Origin of the sequence: Aeromonas sp. FDAARGOS 1414 (assembly GCF_019047065.1) — a bacterium.
Taxonomy (GTDB): Bacteria; Pseudomonadota; Gammaproteobacteria; order Enterobacterales; family Aeromonadaceae; genus Aeromonas; species Aeromonas veronii_A.
This window is the reverse complement of the sequence record NZ_CP077210.1, coordinates 4384939-4400260: the sequence shown is the minus strand read 5'-3', so window position 1 is coordinate 4400260 and position 15322 is coordinate 4384939. Positions and strand designations below refer to the sequence as shown.

Below are 15322 nucleotides of genomic sequence, written 5' to 3'. Positions count from 1 at the left end.
AACCCTCTCCAGAATGAAGGTATCTGTGAATGAGAGGGCGTTATGGTCGATAGGGCGAGGTTTTGGGGGCGCTGGTTTCTGGCGCTGGATACCACACTGGTGATCCTGGGGTTCTTTGTGGTGATGCCGATGATCAGCCTGCGCTTCGTCGATCAACTCGGCTGGGCGGCCGGTCTGGTGGGGCTGGCCCTCGGCCTGCGCCAGCTGACCCAACAGGGGCTGGGGATCTTTGGCGGCTCCCTCGCTGACCGTTTCGGCGCCCGCCCGCTCATCGTCACCGGCATGTTGTTACGGGCGGTGGGTTTCGCCACCCTGGCCTGGGCCGACAGTGGCGCCATGCTGATCTTCTCCTGCTTCCTCTCCGGACTGGGCGGTTGCCTGTTCGACCCGCCCCGGGCGGCACTGGTGATCAAATTTACCCGTCCCCATGAGCGGGGCCGCTTTATCTCCCTGCTGATGATGCTGGAGAGCGCAGGGGCCGTCACCGGTGCCCTGCTCGGCAGCTGGCTGCTGCGCTTTGACTTCACCTACGTCTGTCTGCTGGGCGCCGGGCTCTTCACCCTGGCGGCCCTGTGCAACTGGACCCTGCTGCCCGCCTACCGCCTCTCGGTCAAACCGACTCCGATGCGGGAAGGGTTGGGACAGGTGCTGGCGGATCGCGCCTTCTGCCGACTGGTACTGATCCTGAGCGGCTACTACATGCTGTGGGTACAGGTGATGCTGATTTTCCCCATTCTGGTCAAGCAGCTCTCCGGCACCACCACGGCAGTGGGCTGGATGTACAGCCTGGAAACGGCGCTGTCACTGGCGCTGCTCTACCCTATCGCCCGTTTCAGCGAACGGCGCTATCGGCTGGAGAGCCGACTGATGGCAGGTATCCTGCTGATGACGGTGGGGATCGGGCTGGTCGCCTTTGTCAGCACTCTCTCCGGCATCTTCGTACTGCTGGCCTGCTTCTATCTGGGGATCATCATCTGCGAACCGGCCCGGGAGACCCTGATGACCCGGCTGGCCAACCCCACAGCCCGCGGCAGCTACATGGGCTTCAGCCGCCTCGGACTGGCGCTGGGGGGCATGACCGGCTATGTGGGCGGCGGCTCCCTCTATGACTTCTCGCTACAACAGGGACAACCGGCCCTCCCCTGGCTGGTGCTGGGCACCATAGGCGTCGCCACAATGTTGCTGCTCGCCCGCTGCTTCTCCCGCCGCCCGGAGCTGGCTATCAGAGCCGCCGCCTGACGCCCCCCATGCCTACGGCAGCCCAATCAACGGGGCTGCCGCTCACACCATATTCTGCAAGTCATCACAGCAAAAGGTTGCGAATTACAACTTTCACGCTATTTTAGTTGTCATGCACAACTAAAAAGGAAACCACGATATGGATCCCCGTCCCCTGCGCGCCCTGTCGCGCGATCTGGTTCGCGAACTCGGCATGCTCTCCCAGCAGTGCGGCAACCTGGCCCTCACCCCCATCGAGGCTCATCTGCTGATCGAGCTGGAAAACGCCCCGGCCACCAACCAGCAGCTGGCAGAAAAGCTGCACATCGACAAATCCAACGCCAGTCGTCCGCTTGCGCGCCTCGCCGAGCGGGAGCTCATCAGCTGGCACCCGCACCCCTCCGACGGCCGCAGCAAGGAGGCCCGCCTCACCGTCAACGGTCAGGGGATGCTGCTGGAGTTGCACCGGGAGATGGACGGGGCGATGGAAGAGATGCTGGCGCAGTTGAGCCTGCCCGAGCGGGAGCAGCTTTGGCAAGGGCTGCGGCTCTATCGCAGCGCCCTCTCCCGCGCCCGTCGCCAGCGGGGTTACCAGATCCGCCCCATCACGGCGGCGGACAATGCCCAGATCGCCTTGGTAATTCGCGCCGTCTCGGCCGAATATGGCCTCACCGCCGACAAGGGGTATGGGGTATCCGATCCCAATCTCGACACCCTCTCCCAGAGCTATCAGGGGGAAAAGAGCCGCTATTGGGTTATCGAAGGGCCGGACGGTTCCATCCTCGGCGGTGGTGGTATCGCGCCATTGGCGGGAGAAGAGGGAGTCTGCGAGCTGCAGAAGATGTACTTTATGCCCGCCCTGCGCGGACTGGGCCTTGGCAAGCGGCTGGTGTTGCAGGCACTGGACGAGGCGCGCGCACTTGGTTATCAGCGCTGCTATCTGGAAACGACCGAGGTCTTGCGCGAAGCCACCAGCCTCTATGAATCACTGGGCTTTGAACATCTGCCTGGCCCCCTTGGCTGCACCGGCCACGGGGATTGCGAGATCTGTATGGTGTTAGACTTGGCGATCTAAAGTGATAGCGGCAAGCAGAAGTATCCCCTGCCTGCCGCTTTGTTTACTATGGCAGCGCCACTACCCGAAATCGCTCCAGCACCAGCGTGGCGTGCTCATCAAATTCTCTCCCTTCCGCCTTCATCTCGCGTTCGAAGAAGGCCTTGTGCGCCTCGTGCCACCAAGCCAGAGAGCCATCTCCCTCCCCTTCCTCGGCGGCAAACGCAGCATCAATCTCATCGAATGGACACAAGGTGACTGACACCAGTTCAACAAGAGCCTTGGGCAGACCACTCCAGTCGGTCACCACCAGTAGGTCCCCCTGTTCCGGCATCCGCTCGCCCTTCTCCAGATACCAGTAAGCGAGGCTACAGGTTGCTCGCTTGCGGCCTGCTACTACCAGCGCGGCACAGAGGTTGGCATTGTGTGCATCAGCACAGAAGTAGTCCGCCGAGACATGACGAGCCCGTGCTGCCACCGGCAGGGATAACAGATAACTCTCAGCCAGAGCCGAGCAGGCAGGATTCATCGATTCAACCATCACCTCTCCTTGATGCATAAAAAATCCCGCCATCTGGCGGGATTTGGTAAGCAGTATCAGTGCTCGCGAGTCTGGCGGAACTCCACGTCGGGGTGGCGCTCCTGAGCCAGGCGCAGGTTGACCATGGTCGGTGCGATATAGGTGAGGTTGTCACCGCCATCGAGGGCCAGGTTGACCTCGTTCTTGCGCTTGAACTCTTCGAACTTCTTGACGTCGGTGCCTTCCACCCAGCGGGCGGTGGAGACGTTGACCGCCTCGTAGATGGCCTCGACGTTGTACTCGCTCTTCAGACGGGACACCACCACGTCAAACTGCAGCACACCGACCGCACCAACGATGAGATCGTTGCTAATCAGCGGACGGAACACCTGTACCGCCCCCTCTTCTGAGAGCTGGACCAACCCCTTGAGCAGCTGCTTCTGCTTGAGCGGGTCGCGCAGGCGGATGCGGCGGAACAGTTCCGGTGCGAAGTTCGGGATACCGGTGAACTTGAGATCCTCACCCTGGGTGAAGGTGTCGCCGATCTGGATGGTGCCGTGGTTGTGCAGACCGATGATGTCACCGGCGAAGGCGTCTTCCGCCTGCTCACGGTCACCGGCCATAAAGGTCACGGCATCGGAGATGTTCACATCCTTGCCGATACGCACGTGGCGCATCTTCATGCCCTTGCTGTAGGTGCCTGATACGATACGCATAAAGGCGATACGGTCACGGTGTTTCGGATCCATGTTTGCCTGGATCTTGAACACGAAGCCGGAGAACTTCTCCTCGGTCGCCACCACTTCGCGGCTCTCGGCCTTGCGCGGCATGGGAGACGGCGCCCAGTCGGTCAGGCCATCCAGCATGTGGTCAACACCGAAGTTGCCAAGCGCAGTACCGAAGAAGACCGGGGTCATCTCGCCAGCGATAAAGGCATCGTGATCGAACTCGGGGGAGGCGCCCTGCACCAGCTCCAGCTCGTCGCGCAGTTGCTGGGCCAGATCTTCGCCGACGGCGGCATCCAGATCCGGGTTGTTCAGCCCCTTGACCACCCGCTTCTCCTGGATGGTGTGACCCTGACCGCTCTGATAGAGATAGGTCTCGTCCTTGTAGAGGTGATAGACCCCCTTGAAGGATTTACCGCAGCCGATGGGCCAGGTGATGGGGGCGCACATGATCTTCAGCTCGCGCTCCACCTCATCCATCACTTCCATCGGGTCACGCACTTCACGGTCCAACTTGTTCATGAAGGTGAGGATGGGGGTATCACGCAGACGGGTCACTTCCATCAGCTTGCGGGTCCGGTCTTCAACACCCTTGGCGGCATCGATGACCATCAGGCAGCAGTCGACCGCGGTCAGGGTACGGTAGGTATCTTCGGAGAAGTCCTCGTGACCCGGGGTGTCAAGCAGGTTGACCAGACAATCGGCATAGGGGAACTGCATCACCGAGGTGGTGATGGAGATACCACGCTGCTTCTCCATCTCCATCCAGTCGGATTTGGCGTGCTGGCCCGAGCCACGGCCCTTGACGGTACCGGCGCGCTGAATGGCCTGTCCGAACAGCAGGACTTTCTCGGTGATGGTGGTTTTACCCGCATCCGGGTGCGAAATGATCGCAAAAGTGCGTCTCTTGGAGACTTCACTCAGAAATTCAGCTGACATAATTCAACGTTCTTCTATTGAGCGGTGGCATCAGCCACCGTGGGAATAAATCCGGAATGCCGCTCACGGCACATGTATACGCAACGAAAGCCACGCCAGCTGGCGTGTTGCCAACCTGGTGGAGAGAGGGAGGAGGGTTGCGTTACATGGGTCTTATCGCCTGAGTCAAAGCAAAATTGCGCGACATTATACCCGCGCGAGTGAAAAATACCCAGTCCGTCAGTCGTCTGTTTCCACCCGGTTGCGCCCGGCCCCCTTTGCCCGGTAGAGAGCCTCATCCGCACGCCGGATCAACGCGGCCAGATCCTGATCATCATCGCGCTGGCAGGCACACCCGATGCTGATGGTCACCGGATGGGACAAACCGGGCAACGCCCGTTGGCCGACCCTGGCGCGGATCCGCTCAGCCAAACGGGACGCCTCCTCCAGCCCCGTCTCCGGCAGCAGTGCCAAAAACTCCTCTCCACCGGTACGGCCCAGCAGATCCTGCTGCCGCAACTCTCTTGCCACCATTCTGGATACCCACTGCAGTACCCGATCTCCCCGATGATGACCCAGCGAATCGTTGATCCGCTTGAAGTGATCGATATCAAAAAGCAGCAGAGAAAAGGGCATTTGCTGCCTGCGGGCCAGCTCAAAGTGCTCGCGCCCATCCACCAGCACCCGACGCCGGTTATCGATACCGGTCAGCTCATCGGTAAAGGCCAACCGATGCATCCGACGATTGCGCTCCAGCAACCACCTCATCGTCAGCAGAGCCACTCCACCGCAGAGCACCATCACCACCAGCAACCAGAAGCGACGCTCCTTGCTCTGCGCCAGCTCCTGCCGCTGCAACTGCTGCTCGACCCGCAATCGCTTGTTCTCTTCCGCCTGGCGGGTCAGTTCAAACTGGCCGCGCACCCAGGCTGTACTCTGCTCTCGCTGCATCTGGTCGAGGCGCTGCTCTTGCACCAAATGATCCCGCAAGGCCGCCAGCGCAGCCGGATAGTCCCCTTGCAGCTCGAATGCTTCGCTGCGCACTGCGTAGAGATCCATCAGGTAACGAGTGTGCCCCTCAGCCTTCAGGATCGGTTCAATCTTCGCCAGTGCGATCAAGGCCGGGGCCGGATCCCGCATTTTCACCTGCAGTTTGGCCATTACCAGCTCGAGATGGGCGTGGAGGATAGGATCGACTTCAGGGGTGAGCACACCTGCTGCCTGCGCCAGCAAGCGTCCGGCCTGCTCCAGGCGCGCCAGACCGAGCAGAGCCTCCGCCAGCATCACTTGACGATCCGCATGTTCAATCCGGTACTCGGGTTGTTGCAAAAAGGCGAGACTACGTTCGAGCTCCTGCTGCGCTTCCTGATAGCGCCCCGTCTCCAGATAGACCAGAGCCAGCTGCTCTCTCATCCTGGCCAAACCGAACCCGTCATGGTTGTGGGCAAAGTGTTCATGCAACCGGTTCAGGGTAGTGAGTGCCTCGGCATAGAGACCCATGCGGCGAAACGCGGCGGCAATCTCGAGCTGCGCCCGGTTATACCAGGTGGTCAATCCCAACCGTTCGTAGATGTCGTGCGCCCTGGTGAGATCCACCAGCCCCTGCCCTGACGCCCCCTGAAACGACAACATGGCTCCCCGGTGGGACAGCGCCAGCGCCTCCAGCTTGAGCACAGCGGCCTCCCCTGCCAACCGCAGCCCCTCATCATAATCCCGACGGGCCTGTGCCACCTCGCCGAGCAGCTGATTGAACCAGCCACGACAGATGAGCAACTCGGCAATGGCTGCGTCATCTCCCCGTTGTTGAGCCAGCACCAGTTGGCTGTCGGCATACGCAATCGCACGGCGAGACGCCTGGATGTCATCGGCAGATTGGGCCCAACAAGCCAGACGACTGATCCGCATCAGCTGGGACGGTGGATAGTCGCTGCCATCCCGCAGCAAGCGAGCAACGCGCTCCCGCAGCAACTCGATAGGCTGATGGACCTGCTCCATCTCCTCCAGTTCATTTTCCAACTGCTCGGGGGACAAGGGTCTGGCTGCCAGCCCGAATACCGCCAGCAACAGCAGCAAGGCAAGTCGGCTCATAAACACTCCGGATGAATGGGGAAAGAGCAGCAGGCGACCCGATACCGGAAAATCACCCTGTAACAACGGCTGTAAAGGCTACCGCAAGGAGAGAGGACTTGAATGGGTTTCATCTCACATTTTACAGCAATATCATAACGTTGGAATGAGGAGGGGGATACAGAGCGAAAGAGGGGGCTGGCTCCCTCCCGGTAACTAATGATGCTGCCAGCGCCGCAGTAGCCGGCCGCGCAGACCGCAATCGAGCAGCCAGCTGTTGTCAAAGACCCGCAACAGTGCCGGTTTGGCGTGCCGGGACATGGCCACTGCGTGAAAGCGGGTCTGGCGCTGGCGATAGCGGTTCATCTGCTCGAGCAGGGCATGGGGCAGACTCTGAGCGATAAAGTCCGAAATAACCAGCACATCTGCCTTGGCAAAAGCGGGCTCATCGAGTTTGACCAGCGCCTTCTCCAGACAAGGCACCAGATCGGTACCACCGTGAAAGCTCATGGAGAGGAAGCGCTCCGCCTTGTCCAGTCCGGTATCGGCGGTGATCTCAAGGGTCGCCACCTCGGTAGAGAAGAGCATCAGGTAGCAACCGCGCTTCTCATCCATCGCCACCTTGAGCAGCGCAAGAAAGAGTGCCTTGGCACACTCCTCGGGATAGCCCCCCATGGAGCCGGAGGTATCGACACAGACGATAAAGGGGCCCCGCTGCTGCAACTGCTGCCCCCCCTGCTCCGGGGTGCGCAGCATGATGCGCTGGCGCGGCAAGGTGCCGCGTGACTGGTAACTGAGCAGGCGCCGCTCCAGATAGCGGCGGTAGAACTCCAGCTCCAGCTCCGGCAGCCCCAGCATCACCGCCTCGCTTGGCAGTAGCCGCATCAGGTCGCTCGCCTGGTGGATGCCCACCAGGTCGTCTGGCACATCGTCGCTGGGGGCGGGCTCCAGCTCCAGCACCTGAACCGGTGGCACCGGCTGCTCCTGCGCCCGGCGATCCCGCTCGCTGCGCCCGAGAAGAGCGGCAATCTCCGCCAGCAAGGGCTCGCGCTGCAACATACGGGCGTATTGCTTGACCAGCACCAGACTGCGTTTGTGCCAGTGCCCCTGCGCCAGATCCCAAAGACCACCGGCTGAGATCTGGTTCGGATCGAGGGCATCGGCCAGGGTGCGGCTCGCCAGCAGCTGATCTTCAATCTCCTGACGCTGCTTCTCCCGCTCCGCCTCGGCGATCTGCTGCTGCAGTTGCAGCAGGCTCCCCACCAGACTGGCGCGCCACTTATCGATAAAGAGCTGGCGCAGCCCCTCGGTGGGGTGAGCCATCAGCTGGCGAACCAGCGAACGGGCCTCACCGGCAAAGGGGCTGTAGTGATCCAGCGACTCCAGCAGGGCGGGCAAACGGCCTATCAGTTCGGTCATCGGCAACTGCCGGTGCGCCTGATAGAGCAGGTACTCCTGCTCCAGCGCCACCGGCACCGGCTTGTGACGGATCTCCTCGCCAAGCTGCTCACCCCAGCTCTGCAGGCGCTTTTTCAGCAGCTTGCCCTGCAGCGGGGAGCGCTTGATGAACTCGGAGATCTTGGGCGACGCAGCAAGCAAAAGAGCCACCTCCCCTGCCAGCTCCCCTTCACCGATCAGGAGCCCCAGATCCAGCATGCCAATCTCAAGCATGAGCGCTCCTTACTCGTCCAGCCTTGGCAACCGCTCGCGCCACTGTGTCAGCTCGCCGCGCAGCAGTTCAAGATCCCGGCTCAGCACGAAGAAGCTGTCTTCCACCTGTTGCAGCCAGCGCTGGGCAATAAAGAGGTGCTGCCGATGACGATCGAACAGAGTGCGCTGCTGTTTAAGCTCCTGCACCACCTTGCCAACCTGGGCAAGCAGCTCATCGAGCGCTTGCAGCCAGGGCTCCAGCACCACCTCGGGGATGGCGTTGCGCTCCATCAATACCAGCGGGATCTGCTGGCGCTGGATATCGAGCACCTGCAGGCGCAGCTCATCGTCAAGTACCAGCTCGTAGTGTCCCTCTTTCGGGTTGCCATATTGATAACCCACCAGCGCCTCACCGGTCGGATGCCAATGGGAAAGCAGGGTACGATCGAACACCAGGGTGCTGGTGAGACGCTCGGGATCGCTGCCATCCAGCGGGGCCGGGGTGAGCAGATGGAAGTGCACCTGCTTGCCAAAGGGTCTGGCGTTGGCGAGCGGGATCTCGATCCCCCTCGCCCGTCTGCCAAACCACTGCTTGCGCTTGCGCGCCTTGCAGCAGAGACGCTGGGCCACGCCCTGTTTGAGCTGTTTGAATTGATCCCGCAGGGCAAGCAGCTGGCGGGTCAAGGCCAGTTGCTGATAACCGTAGAGACGGGAGAACTCGGTCATCATCTCCAGCAGGGCGGTGCGGGACTCCTCGTCGTGCCAGAGACAATCCTTGAACAGCAGCAGATCTACCGGTGCGACCTCATCGCGGCCATTGAAGAAGGCGCTCGCCTTGATGAGCCGTACCGCCTTCTTCCAGCGGCGATCCGACACATAACAGCGATGGGCCAGCTGGCTGTCTAGCTGCTGGCGCAGCTGATAGATAAGTTCGAAACAGGCATCCGGCAGGCGCACCTGCTCAATCTGGCTCTGCCACTGCTCGTACTCATCCCCCCGGATCTGCAGGGATTCCGGCAGATTCTGGTGGGCGTGACCGTCGCTGGCCAGCATGGATTGAAAGTTGGCTTTCTCCTGCACCCGGTCCATCCAGATCCGCACCAGCATCCGGTCGTAGAGCGCTTCCAGCCCGCTGTCCGGCGCCGGCAGCTCGTTGGAGGCGGTCACCAGCAGCCGCATGGGGATGGGATGCTGGCTATCACCATTGCGGAACTGCCGTTCGTTGATGGCGGTGAGCAGGGTGTTGAGAATGGCGGGACCCGCCTTCCAGATCTCGTCGAGGAACACCACCTCAGCCTCCGGCAGATAGCCGGCAGTGAGGCGCAGGTATTTGCCATCCTCTTTCAGCGCCTGAATGGAGAGGGGGCCAAATACCTCCTCCGGTGTGCTGAAACGGGTCATCAGATATTCAAAGTGGCGGGCGTCGTGAAAGGCCAGCTTGAGGCGACGGGCAATCAGACTCTTGGCGATACCGGGTGGCCCCAGCAAGAAGACACTCTCGCCACTGAGGGCTGCCAGCAGACCGAGGCGCAGGGCATCCTGCCGTTCATAAAGCCCCTCACCGAGGGCTGCCAGCAGCCGGGGCAGGCGCTCCTGGATGGGAATAAGACGCGCAGGGTTCTGGGCTTGAGCTAAAGACGACATAGAGAGTGTTCCGAAGCTGGGATGATGTTAGCCCCAAGGCGCGATATCCATTTGCTCGACCTTGGGTTTTGTCTTGTTATGATGTTTATTCTGGTATCTCTTGCCGCACAATACCCGCCTCTGGCAGGAAAAAACGCAAGGCCAGTACGATACCGTATCGGCAGCGTGCTGCGCCCATGCATAGCCAGTGTCGTGATGGCACCATGCCCGCATGCGCCAGATGATGCGTTGCAAAGGGTGCAGCAAAAGCGGTTCGAGTGTACCCTGCGCAACACAATTTTCCCCAATGCAGATCAAGAGTGAGTCGCCTCAAATGCAAGATCCCGTTCGTCAGAGCATGTTGGCCCGCATGGGCATTCAAAGCTGGCAACTGCGTCGTCCGGCATTGCTGGGGGCAGATCTCGTACCCGAGCTTGCGCAAGATGCCGTGCAGCCCGACCAGACAGCACCGGCCACCCGCGCTCCGCTGCCCAGCGGCAAACTCTGGTTGCTGGCGCCTCAGCTGCCTGCCACCACGCTGCTGGCGGATATCTGCCAGCTGCTCGGCATGACCCCCGACGAGGTCTCACTGCTCAGCGAGCTGCCGCCTACCGATCTGCAAACGGCGGGCGCCTCCCCTCTGCTCTGGCTGACGGAGGCCAACCCGGAACGACCCGATGCGTTGATCTGTCCGCTGGCCCCCAGTGCCGCACAAAAGCGCGCCCTGTGGCAACAACTACGCCGACACCTGGCGAACAGTACGGCATGATCCTGCATCATGCCTTCAACGCCCTCTTGGAAGCCGCTCTTTTTACCTGATTTTACAAAAGTCGTCTTTGCCAACCCCGACATCCTCCACCCAGTCACCCGGAGTCAACATGCCTGAGTTTCGTCCCCTGCTCGAAGCCGATTTCGACCTTGTCTATCCCATAGAGCAGGCCGCCCACAAGGAGCCCTGGAGCCAGGCCAACCTGCTATCCTGCTTCGGTCCTCGCTATCTCAACGGCTTGATGCTGGTCGATGGTCGCCCGGCCGGCTTCTATATCTCGGATCTGGTGGCCGGAGACAGCTCGCTGATGAATATCTGTGTCCACCCCGAATTTCAGGGCAAGGGGTTGGGACGGACACTGCTGCAAGCCTACCTGACTCGCAGCAAACAAGCCGGGGCAGAGGCCTGGTTTCTCGAGGTGCGGGCAGGCAACCAGACCGCCATCAACCTCTACGAGAGCGCCGGCTTTGCCGAGTATTGCCGCCGCGCCGACTACTACGGCACCGGCAATGATCGGGAAGATGCGGTACTGATGTCCCGCCTGTTCGACTTCAGCTGATCCCGCCTCAATCGAGGGGGGCGTTATCCATCGCCGGATCCTGCAAGGAGAGAGTGGTGTGAACCACCGCCTCGAATCCGGCGGCGGAAAGCGGCATATAGAAGCCCCGCAGCCAGGTTTTCCCCGGCATCCAGATCTGCTGTATATCCACCACTATCTTGATCGGTTTGAGGGGTTGACCCGGCTGCTGGATATAGATGCCGGGCGGTGTGGCCACCTTGGGAAAACGGCGCAGGATCTGTTCACTACCATCCCCCTTGCCCGGATTGAGCCGCACCTTGACCAATCGGCTCAACGGCACTCTCATCTCTTCACTGCGCCAGAAGCGTTCGTTCAATGCCTTGCAGCGACGGCACTTGGGGGTCTCCAGCACATAGAGCAGCGGATAGCCCAGCGCCAATGCCTGCTGTTGGGCCTGCTGGTATCCCTCCGCCCCTTCATACCAGGGATTCGCAGGCTGCTGTGTCTTGCCCAGAAAGTACCAGGCCGCCCCGCCCCCCACCATCATGAGCCCGATCACGGCCAATGCCCCTTTCATCCATAGATTCATATCGTTAACTCTCCCTTTGCTCCTTTGCAGTATCGGCCAGTCTGCGCAAAGGAAGAGCTATTTGCGCTCTTTGTGATCCAAGACAAACGGCGAACACTTGTAAGCTGTAATGTTGGAGTTTAAACTCTAGCCCGATTTTTAGTGCCCTCGCGGGCGTACAACTGTAATTAAAGGATGTTTAACTGATGCCGAAGCTTCATCTGGTTCGACTGATGCGTGAACGTATTGCCCAGCTTGGCAACAAGGCTGCCCTGCGGGTTCAGCAAGATGGCCAGTGGCGCGCCATCGGCTGGCGTACTCTGGGCCAGGCCATGGACTACTGCGCACAGGCGCTGATCCGTGCCGGCCACCAACCAACCGAGATGGTCGGCATCTATGCCCGCAACATGCCGGAATGGACCCAGGCCGATCTCGGCATCTTGGCCGCCCGCGGCGTCAGCGTCCCTATCTACCCCACCAGCACCCTCGATCAGCTGCGCTACATCGTCAAAGATGCCGGCATCAAGGTGCTGTTCGTTGGCGAACAACCTCAGTTCGATCAGGCGCTGCAACTGATTGAAAGCGGCGAGATCCGCCAGCTCATCGCCCTCGACGGCAACGTCAACCTGCGCGGCTGCGAGCAGGCGAGCCACTTCCAGACATTTCTGGTCTCCGGCAACCATCAGCCCAGTGAGCAGGAACTGCGAGTACGGGAAACCCAGTACCGGATGGATGACCTGCTGACCCTGATCTATACCTCCGGCACCACAGGCGAGCCCAAGGGGGTCATGCTCGACTTCAGCAACATCGCCGCCTGTTTCGAGATGCACAACAGCCGCCTCGACCTCAATCAGCAGGATGTGTCGCTCTGCATGCTGCCGCTCAGCCACGTGTTCGAGCGGGTATGGAGCTATTACGTGCTCTACTGCGGCGCCGAGAACGTCTATATCCGCGATCCGCAGAAGGTGATGGACGTGATTGGCGAGGTGCAGCCGACCGTGATGTGCGCCGTGCCGCGCCTCTACGAGAAGGCCTATGCCATGATCCAGGCCAAAGTCGCTCAGGCTCCGGCTCTGCGGCGCGCCCTGTTTGGCTGGGCAACCCGTGTCGGCAAGCAGATGGTTGCCACCCGTCAGACGGGCAAGTCCGCTTCCCCGCTGCTCTACGGCCAGCTCTGGCTCGCCGAGCGACTGGTGTTTCGCAAGCTGCGCGCCCGCTTTGGCGGCCGCACCCGCTTCCTGCCGGTGGCGGGCGCCCGTCTGGCCGACGATGTGAACCTCTTCTTCCAGGCGATGGGGCTCAACCTCAAGTACGGCTACGGCATGACCGAGACCACTGCCACCGTCTGCTGCTACGAAGACAGCCAGTTCAAGCTCGGCTCCATCGGCACGGCACTGAACGGCATCGAAGTGAAGCTGGGTGAGAACAACGAGCTGCTGGTGCGCTCCCCCACAGTGATGCGCGGCTACTACAACAAGCCGGACGCCACCGCCGAAGTGATGACCGAGGATGGCTTCCTGCGTACCGGCGATGCCGGTGAGCTCGACAGCCAGGGCAATATCTACTTCACCGAGCGCCTCAAGGAGCTGATGAAGACCTCCAACGGCAAGTACGTGGCCCCGCAACTGGTGGAAGGGACCATCGGCAAGGATCGCTTTATCGAGCAGATCGCCATCGTCGCCGATGCCCGCCACTTCGTCTCGGCGTTGATCGTCCCCTGCTTCGAGTCGCTGGAGGAGTACGCCCGCTCCATCAACCTGCAGTACCAGTGCAAGACCGAGCTGCTGCGCCACTCCCGGGTAATGGAGTTCTTCGAAGCCCGCATCGCCGATCTGCAAAAAGAGCTGGCCAAGTTCGAGCAGGTGAAGAAGTTTACCCTGCTGCCGAGCGCCTTCTCCATGGAGCTGGGTGAACTAACCCCCACCATGAAGCTGCGCCGCAAGATCATCGAAGCCAAGTACCAGAGCGAAATCGAGGCAATGTATAACCACGTCTGATATCGCTCAGGTTCAGAGAAATCAAAAAGCCGCTCACTCGAGCGGCTTTTTGTTGGCACTTTGGTCGGTACGAACCCGCCTTCAGGCCGTGGTGGTAGTGGTACCGAAGTAGTCGGCTAGGAAGTCATCAAACGACAGGCTGTCGCTGCGCTCGCGCTCCCTCTGCTTGGCCAAGGAATCCTTCGCCTCACCGGCAAAGTAGGCGTCATCCCAGTACTGCAGCTCCCCTGCCAGTAGATCCTCGCGATAGCGGGTCGCCAGCTTGTCGCCGTAGCAGCCATTGTCCTTGCCGCTCTCCAGCAGCTCCTTGAGCATGCGGGCGGAGTAGGTGAGCTCGGGGTTGAGCAGCTTCTCGCGATGCATCGCCAGCGTCTCGCGATAGCGGTTGCGGCCGCAGCAGCGATCCAGCAGGTCGGCCACCTGAGCCAGCTCGTCAAACAGTTTGAGGCCGTACTCTTTGAGGCCAATGGCATTGCCCTGCTCATCTTCCAGCGTCAGACCGGGACGACGTCCTTCCAGCACCACCTTGTTCTGGTTGCGGCGGTTGCGGGCAATCTCTTCGTCACTCAGAACCGGAGAGGGGCGCAGCAGGCACCAGACCAGGAACAGGTCGAAGAAGCGGATCTGATCCGCATCGATGCCGAGCGGGGTGAAGGGGTTGACGTCCACGGTGCGCAGCTCGATGTATTCGATGCCGCGCTGATCCAGCGCATCCGAGGGCTTCTCGCCGCTGCGCGGGGTGCGCTTGGGGCGGATCGGGGCATATAGCTCGTTCTCCAGCTGCAACACGTTGTCGTTGAGCTGACGATACTCCCCATCCACCTTGACCCCGATCTTGGCAAAGTCGGGATTGTGGGTGTTGATGGCGCGGCGCAGGCTGCTGACATAGGCCGGCAGATTGTCGTGGCTGATCTTGAGCCCAGCTTGGGCGCTGTTGGTATAGCCAAGATCGGAGAGACGCAGCGCGGTGGCGTAAGGCAGATAGAGGGTGCCCTTGCCGGTCTTCTCGAACGGCAGGTTGCTCTTGCGCCCTTTGAGGAAGGATTCGCAGATGGCCGGGGAGGCGCCGAACAGATAGGGCACCAGCCAGCCGAAGCGGTAGACGTTGCGAATAAGCCCCATGTACTTGTCGGAGATAAAACGCTGGCTGCAGCACCCTTCGCACACCAGATCCTGCCACTCGCTCCAGAAGCTGTCGGGCATGGAGAAGTTGAAGTGCACCCCGGCGATCACCTGCATCAGGCTGCCGTAGCGGTTCTTCAAACCCTGACGGTAGAGGGTTTTCATCTTGCCGATATTGGAGCTGCCGTACTGGGCCAGCCGGATGCTCTCTTCCCCGCCGACGAAGCAGGGCATGGAGAGCGGCCAAATCCGCTCGTCACCCAGATGCTGAATCACATGGTGATGGATATCGCCGAGCTGCTCCATCAGACTGTCGATGGAGTCAGTGGCCGGGGTGATGAACTCCAGCAGGCTCTCCGAGTAGTCGGTGGTGATATTGGGATGGGTCAGGGCCGAGCCCAGCGCCCGGGGATGGTCACTCTGGGCGAGTCGGCCATCCGGCGTGATGCGCAGGCATTCACGTTCGATCCCGCGCCGGATCCCCTTGAGCGCGGTGAGGCGCTCCGGTGATCCCAACGCATTCAGCAACTCGGTGAGCGACAAGCTTGTTGTAGTCATATTCACGGCTCAT

General features: G+C 61.0%; 12 protein-coding genes. 5 read left to right on the top strand and 7 right to left on the bottom strand.

Going from position 1 to position 15322, the window contains the following annotated elements; all coding sequences use genetic code 11:
- Positions 1–42: 42 nt before the first annotated feature.
- Positions 43–1239, top strand: coding sequence for a multidrug efflux MFS transporter MdtH (gene mdtH / locus I6L44_RS20035; protein WP_005340523.1), 1197 nt, complete (start codon positions 43–45; stop codon positions 1237–1239).
- 139 nt (positions 1240–1378) lie between these two features.
- Positions 1379–2293, top strand: coding sequence for a bifunctional helix-turn-helix transcriptional regulator/GNAT family N-acetyltransferase (locus tag I6L44_RS20030; RefSeq protein ID WP_216952888.1), 915 nt, complete (start codon positions 1379–1381; stop codon positions 2291–2293).
- A gap of 46 nt (positions 2294–2339) precedes the next feature.
- Here the strand turns inward: I6L44_RS20030 and I6L44_RS20025 are convergent, their stop codons facing one another.
- The 5 genes from I6L44_RS20025 to I6L44_RS20005 all read right to left on the bottom strand — a co-directional run bounded on the left by I6L44_RS20025 (position 2340) and on the right by I6L44_RS20005 (position 9796).
- Positions 2340–2813 carry an ASCH domain-containing protein gene (locus I6L44_RS20025; RefSeq protein WP_088870136.1) on the bottom strand — a complete coding sequence of 158 codons (474 nt, stop codon included), beginning with the start codon at positions 2811–2813 and terminating at the stop codon, positions 2340–2342.
- Positions 2814–2869: 56 nt separating this feature from the next.
- A complete protein-coding gene (prfC, locus tag I6L44_RS20020; protein ID WP_085942998.1) occupies positions 2870–4459 on the bottom strand; it encodes a peptide chain release factor 3 in 1590 nt (529 codons plus the stop codon).
- 216 nt (positions 4460–4675) lie between these two features.
- The gene (locus I6L44_RS20015) at positions 4676–6523 is read right to left on the bottom strand and encodes a diguanylate cyclase (protein WP_216952887.1); all 1848 of its coding nucleotides are present in this window, start codon (positions 6521–6523) and stop codon (positions 4676–4678) included.
- Positions 6524–6718: 195 nt separating this feature from the next.
- A complete protein-coding gene (viaA, locus tag I6L44_RS20010) occupies positions 6719–8173 on the bottom strand; it encodes an ATPase RavA stimulator ViaA (protein WP_216952886.1) in 1455 nt (484 codons plus the stop codon).
- A gap of 9 nt (positions 8174–8182) precedes the next feature.
- Entirely contained in the window at positions 8183–9796 is a 1614-nt protein-coding gene (locus tag I6L44_RS20005) for an ATPase RavA domain-containing protein (protein ID WP_216952885.1), read from the bottom strand.
- 313 nt (positions 9797–10109) lie between these two features.
- Here I6L44_RS20005 and I6L44_RS20000 point away from each other — a divergent pair, with 313 nt between their 5' ends.
- Together I6L44_RS20000 and rimI are read left to right on the top strand one after the other, a co-directional pair.
- Positions 10110–10544 (top strand): DNA polymerase III subunit psi, encoded by a 435-nt coding sequence (locus I6L44_RS20000; protein ID WP_216952884.1) that lies wholly within the window; start codon positions 10110–10112, stop codon positions 10542–10544.
- A gap of 109 nt (positions 10545–10653) precedes the next feature.
- A complete protein-coding gene (gene rimI / locus I6L44_RS19995) occupies positions 10654–11103 on the top strand; it encodes a ribosomal protein S18-alanine N-acetyltransferase (protein WP_216952883.1) in 450 nt (149 codons plus the stop codon).
- A 7-nt stretch (positions 11104–11110) separates the two neighbouring features.
- On the opposite strand, the gene I6L44_RS19990 is transcribed toward rimI, so the two are convergent.
- A complete protein-coding gene (locus I6L44_RS19990; protein ID WP_216952882.1) occupies positions 11111–11653 on the bottom strand; it encodes a hypothetical protein in 543 nt (180 codons plus the stop codon).
- 185 nt (positions 11654–11838) lie between these two features.
- On the opposite strand from I6L44_RS19990, the gene I6L44_RS19985 reads away from it, so the two are divergent.
- Positions 11839–13629, top strand: coding sequence for a long-chain fatty acid--CoA ligase (locus I6L44_RS19985; protein WP_216952881.1), 1791 nt, complete (start codon positions 11839–11841; stop codon positions 13627–13629).
- Positions 13630–13710: 81 nt separating this feature from the next.
- On the opposite strand, the gene gshA is transcribed toward I6L44_RS19985, so the two are convergent.
- Complete coding sequence (gshA, locus tag I6L44_RS19980; RefSeq protein WP_216952880.1) at positions 13711–15309, bottom strand: glutamate--cysteine ligase; 1599 nt, start codon at positions 15307–15309, stop codon at positions 13711–13713.
- Positions 15310–15322 lie beyond the last annotated feature (13 nt).

Coding starts and splice junctions, on each gene's coding strand:
- mdtH (WP_005340523.1), top strand. CDS start 43: ATGGTCGATAGGGCGAGGTTTTGGGGGCGCTGGTTTCTGGCGCTGGAT.
- I6L44_RS20030 (WP_216952888.1), top strand. CDS start 1,379: ATGGATCCCCGTCCCCTGCGCGCCCTGTCGCGCGATCTGGTTCGCGAA.
- I6L44_RS20025 (WP_088870136.1), bottom strand. CDS start 2,813: ATGGTTGAATCGATGAATCCTGCCTGCTCGGCTCTGGCTGAGAGTTAT.
- I6L44_RS20015 (WP_216952887.1), bottom strand. CDS start 6,523: ATGAGCCGACTTGCCTTGCTGCTGTTGCTGGCGGTATTCGGGCTGGCA.
- viaA (WP_216952886.1), bottom strand. CDS start 8,173: ATGCTTGAGATTGGCATGCTGGATCTGGGGCTCCTGATCGGTGAAGGG.
- I6L44_RS20005 (WP_216952885.1), bottom strand. CDS start 9,796: ATGTCGTCTTTAGCTCAAGCCCAGAACCCTGCGCGTCTTATTCCCATC.
- I6L44_RS20000 (WP_216952884.1), top strand. CDS start 10,110: ATGCAAGATCCCGTTCGTCAGAGCATGTTGGCCCGCATGGGCATTCAA.
- rimI (WP_216952883.1), top strand. CDS start 10,654: ATGCCTGAGTTTCGTCCCCTGCTCGAAGCCGATTTCGACCTTGTCTAT.
- I6L44_RS19990 (WP_216952882.1), bottom strand. CDS start 11,653: ATGAATCTATGGATGAAAGGGGCATTGGCCGTGATCGGGCTCATGATG.
- I6L44_RS19985 (WP_216952881.1), top strand. CDS start 11,839: ATGCCGAAGCTTCATCTGGTTCGACTGATGCGTGAACGTATTGCCCAG.
- gshA (WP_216952880.1), bottom strand. CDS start 15,309: ATGACTACAACAAGCTTGTCGCTCACCGAGTTGCTGAATGCGTTGGGA.